Origin of the sequence: Nocardiopsis lucentensis DSM 44048, assembly GCF_000341125.1 — a bacterium.
In the GTDB taxonomy this organism is placed as follows: domain Bacteria; phylum Actinomycetota; class Actinomycetes; order Streptosporangiales; family Streptosporangiaceae; genus Nocardiopsis; species Nocardiopsis lucentensis.
Map to the genome: position 1 here is coordinate 1 of NZ_ANBC01000719.1, position 4,795 is coordinate 4,795.

General features: G+C 71.2%; 2 protein-coding genes. Both read right to left on the reverse strand.

The window, feature by feature from the left end; genetic code table 11:
• Positions 1-196: 196 nt before the first annotated feature.
• Positions 197-2,863: a glycoside hydrolase family 48 protein gene (locus D471_RS0125085; protein WP_017601163.1), complete on the reverse strand. Its 2,667-nt coding sequence runs from the start codon at positions 2,861-2,863 to the stop codon at positions 197-199.
• Positions 2,864-3,354: 491 nt separating this feature from the next.
• A partial coding sequence (locus D471_RS0125090; RefSeq protein ID WP_026128056.1) for an outer membrane protein assembly factor BamB family protein occupies positions 3,355-4,795 on the reverse strand: 1,441 nt, incomplete at its 5' end.

Sequence of the window (4,795 nt, forward strand, 5' to 3'; positions counted from 1 at the left end):
TGCGACCACTACCGGGAACTGTGGGAGATGCAGGCCAGCGCCTACCAGGACGTGTGACCGCGCGCCGCGGCACGTCGTCCACCGGGGCGGGTCGGTCGCGGGCGGCGACCGGCCCGGAGCCCGGAGCCCGCCGGGCTCCGGGCCCGTTCGGAGGCGGGGCGGGGCGCGGGCCCCGCCCCCGTGCGGCCACGGCCGGTCAGGAACCGTCTCCGAACAACTCGCCGTGGGTGGCCAGCGCCGTGGCGACGTCCACCTGTGCCCAGAAGCGGTGGTAGGTGAACTCGGGCACCGGGCCGCCCTCGAGGTAGGCCTCGACCCGGGGCCAGTTCGGGTCGTCCTCGTAGAAGGACCGGATCGACAGGAACGTGGACTCGGAGGTGATCGGGTCACCGTTGGCCATCTGACCGGTCCACCCCTCGGGGACGTAGAGCCCGCCGTCCGGGGAGTCGAACGGGTCGTCGAAGCGCTCGTAGTCGGCCCGGGTCTCCGGAACGGCGACACCCAGGTCGTCCTCGTGGAACATCAGGGCGTCCAGCAGCGCCTCGGCCGCCTCGCGGGACCCGGCGTCGCCGGTGGCGGCGGCGTAGTGCATGAACGTCTTGGCCAGCCCCGCTGCGATCCCGACGTCCTGGCCGTGCGAGACGACCTCGACGCTCAGGTCCGGGTTGCCGGTCGGCTCACCCGTCCAGGTGTCGGGCTGACCGCTCCACTCCATGTCGGCGGGGATGGCGAACTCGCCGTCCTCCCCGACGGTGGTGTTCTCGATCGCCCAGGGCACCCACGCGTCCAGGATCTGCCCGGCGCGCTCGTCACCGGTGATGCGGTGGTACTCGGCCACCCGCTCCATGTCCCAGACCTGGAACCCGAACCAGCGGTTCGACGGCGGGTCGTGCCAGACGGGCTTCTCGTCGTAGTACATGCCGTGGAAGGTCGGCGTCCCCGCGGGCGGCTCGGCGTAGGAGCCCTCCCAGCTGTTGGTCGCGCCCCCGGCGATACCGCCCTCGGAGGACTGCAGCCACTGGAGGAACTCCAGCTGCCGGTCGAGGCTGGTGCCCCAGTCCTCGGCGCCGGTGGCCGACTCGGGCCGGAGCGCGTCCACCTCCGACAGCGCGTAGGCGGCCATCACGTTCTGGTAGCCCTGGTGCGCGGACGAGCCCCCGATGCGCCAGGCCCACGGGTACTGGGCGCTCTCCAGGGCTCCGCCCCAGGAGTAGTACCAGGACATGAGGTAGTGCGCGGAGTTCCTGCCCGAACCCGGGGCGCAGGACTCGGCGCCGACGCAGTCGCCGATCTCCTTGAAGTACTTGTCGAACATCGCGTAGCGCAGGTAGTCGCCCATCCTGGCCGCGTTGGCGACGCTCGAGGCGATGGCGTCCGCGTTGCCCTGCTCGGAGGCCCACTGGTGGGCGAGGTAGGCCACCTGCACCGCACGCGCGTCGGCGTCGGGCGCGTTGGTGTAGCGCCACTGCTCGGAGTAGCTCTCGTCGTCGGTGAACAGGTCGAGGAAACCGTACTCGCCGCCGTGCGCGAACGTCTCGCAGGACGGGTGCGGGACGGTCTCCCAGACCGACTCGTTGGACCCGCGCTGGAAGGTGTTGACGTAGGCGGGGGCGTCGTCGGTGCCGTCGCCGCAGAACCCGTAGCCGTAGACGTTGTCCACGTCCAGCAGCCAGTGCATGCCGTAGACCTCGTCGGTGCCGTAGGTGCTGGCCAGCTCCTGGGAGAGGGGGTCCTCACCCGCCTGGACCTCGGGGGTCAGCGGCATGGGGTAGTCGCCCGGGTCGAGGGACTCGGGGATGTAGGTCGCCGGGGCCGACGGGTCGTAGGCGGAGTTCGTCGGCTGGTCGGCGGTGCCCGGGATGATGAACGCCTCCATGGACTCCCAGGCGTCGTTGAAGGGCGCCCAGTCGCCGGTGATCCGACCGTAGGCCGCCTCCAGCCACAGGTAGTAGCTGTAGGCCTCGGAGGTGGTGGCGTGCCCGTGGTCGGGCGCCTCCACGATCAGGGTCTCCACCGAGTGGTACGGCACGAGGAGCCCGCCGACCTCGCGGAAGTAGCCGTTGTCGGGGTCCTTGATCTTCGCGTACTGGTCGAGGAACTCCTCCTCGTAGGGGGTGTCGGCGCCCGACAGTTCGCGCGCGGTGACGACCACGGGGTCGTAGCCCTCGGCGGAGACGGTGAACTCGGCCTGGGCGGGCTCGCCCGCGCCGTCGCCGGAGGAGGCGACGGTCACCTCTTGGGGGGCGTCCCAGTCGGACGCGCCGAAGGTCAGCGAGGCGCCCGAGGCCACGGACAGGTCGGTGCTGCCGGAGGTGCGCTCCACGCTGACGGCGACGGCCTGCTCCGGGGCCGCCGACAGCGCGACGTCGAAGGCGGCCTGTCCTCCTGGCGCCAGGGCGATCGAGCCGGGGTCGACGACCAGCGTCGGGGCCTCGTTCTCGCCCGCGCAGTCCCGGCCGTTGAGGGTGAACCCGGTGGGAGCGGGGTTGTCGCCGCTGTAGGTGGCCTGGAACCCGAACGTCGCGGTCTGCCCGCTGCCGAGGTCGGGCGCCCAGGACGGGCCCTGGGCGGTCACGGAGCTGCCGTTCTGGGAGACCTGCGCGTTCCAGCTGTTGGTGATCTGCTGGTCGCCGGTGAACTCCCAGCCCAGCGTCCAGGCGGAGACGGGTTCGGCCTCGTTGGTGACGGAGACCTCGGCGGTGAAGCCGGAGCCCCAGTCGTCGGTCCGGTAGTCGACCGAGCAGATCGGTGCCGCCTGGGCGGGCGCCGCCGGTAGGAGGGCGGCGGTGAGTACCGCGCCCAGGAGCGCGGCTCCCGCGGCGCGCCAACGGGCGCGGCGCGGACGGGTGTGGGGGGTGGTCACGTGTCCTCCTCGGGGGGTGCTCCCGTCCGCGCCCGGCACCCCGCTGGCGCCGGGGCGCCGTGGGGAGCGGGGCTCTCAGGGGAGGGGCGGGGACGGGGCGCGGTCGTGCTGGAGGGGCCGCCGACGGTGGCGGCTCGGGTCCCGGGCCGGGACCCGAGGGGTCGCTACGCGCGTACCTCGCTGTACGCGCCGGAGGCGGTATGAGATCCGGTCTCTGGTTTCGGGAGCGCTCCCAATTCGGGAGCGCTCCCATGGACGTGAAGTTAACACCGACGCCACGCGCAGACAACGGGTGTAGTGACGATGACTTGGCGTGGGTCACCGCGCATCCGGTTCACGGGATCCCCACCAGCCGCCCGTCGTCACGAAGGCCGTTTCCGAGGTCGGCCGGGGACACGTGTGGACGCCACCATGGTCAGGGTCCCTGACCCGGCCGTCGACACGCCGGGCGGCCCATGCGGTGAGGAGCGCTCGGACAGGTGTCCTCTCCGTCAGCCCACCAGACCGTGGATGATCATGGGTGTCGTGGGCGTGGCGCTCTCGACATAGGCGACGATCGCCCCAGGCATAGGAACCAGCCGGGCTCGGTCTTCCCAGGACTCCCAGAAGCCATCTTCGTGGGGGCGGAGGTCCCCGATCTCGATCCAGCGGATCTCGTCTGAGCCGAAGGGGACGACCACGGCGGACAGAACGGTCCCATCCTGAGCCTCGTCCTGGGACCGGGTGGTGAGCACGGACACGGCGTCACCGAGCATGACGGCCGTAGTCGTGTGGTCGGAGTGGACCGTCCCGTCCGGGAGCAGCGCGGTGTCCGTGATCGCCCCGTCCGGAGACGCGCGGTAGAACTCCCAGGACCACTGTTCGTCCTGCCGGAGAAGTACGGACCCGCCGGAGTCGGCATGCACCAGCCGTTGGAAGCCTTCCACCATCTCCGTGTCGGAGGCCATGAGCTCCGGCGGCAGCTCGCCCGCGCACGTACCGTCGCTCGGGTCCAGAATCCGGGACACCCCCCGTACGGCCTCGTTCTCCAGCACGACCACCGGAGGCCCGTCGCTCGTGGGCAGCGGTGCCCGGGCGGACAGACGGAACTCCCAACTTCCGGAGGCCTCCCACTCACGCTCCCAGGCGACCTCGCCGGAACCGGTGTCCACCGCGGCCACGGTCACGGCGACGGACTCCTCCGGATCATCGGCCAGGTCCCAAGGGGTGTCCCAGCCCTCCAACCGGTTCGCGGCCGCGCAGGCGTAGAGAACGACGAGCTGGTCCTCCACCAGTAGGACGTTGTCTCCCGCAAGCCAGCCGCCACCGACCGCGCACACCTGGCCGTCGTCGCCCGGCAGGGTGAAGGACCACAGTTCGTCACTCGCTCGGGTCGCGCGTGCGCTGATCCGGGTCCGTTCGCCGGGTTCGCTCCACTCGTAGAACCGTAGGTCCGACGTCCCGGCCAGGAGTGAGACCTCGATGTCCTCGGTCCCGTCCTCGGATCTGAGCGACGGCACGGAGTACTCTGTGAGGATCTCGCCGGTGGCGGTGTCGAGTTCGGTCACCTGTCGGTCTCCGAACTCGTCGGCCGCTGGTAGACGGGTGACGAGGGCCGTTGCCCCGTCGTCGATCACCTGGGCCGACACGCTGCTGTAGGGGTGCCGGTGGCTCCACAGTTCTTCCCCGGATGCGCCCTCCAGGGCGATCACGCCGTCGTCGAGCACGAGCAGGGGGCCGAACGGACCGGTCTCCACGGTTTCCACGGAGGTGCCCTCCGGCTCCACCCAGGTCCATCCGACGTCTGTGACGTCACTCGGCACCGGCGCGGGGGCGTCCGGGAAGGTGTCGGCGACCGTGTGCCCCGTCGGCTGGTAGAGGGTCGCGGCGCGCAGGCCTACCTCGAACGGCACCACCAGAACCAGGCCCGCCGCGAAGAACGGCATGGAATGG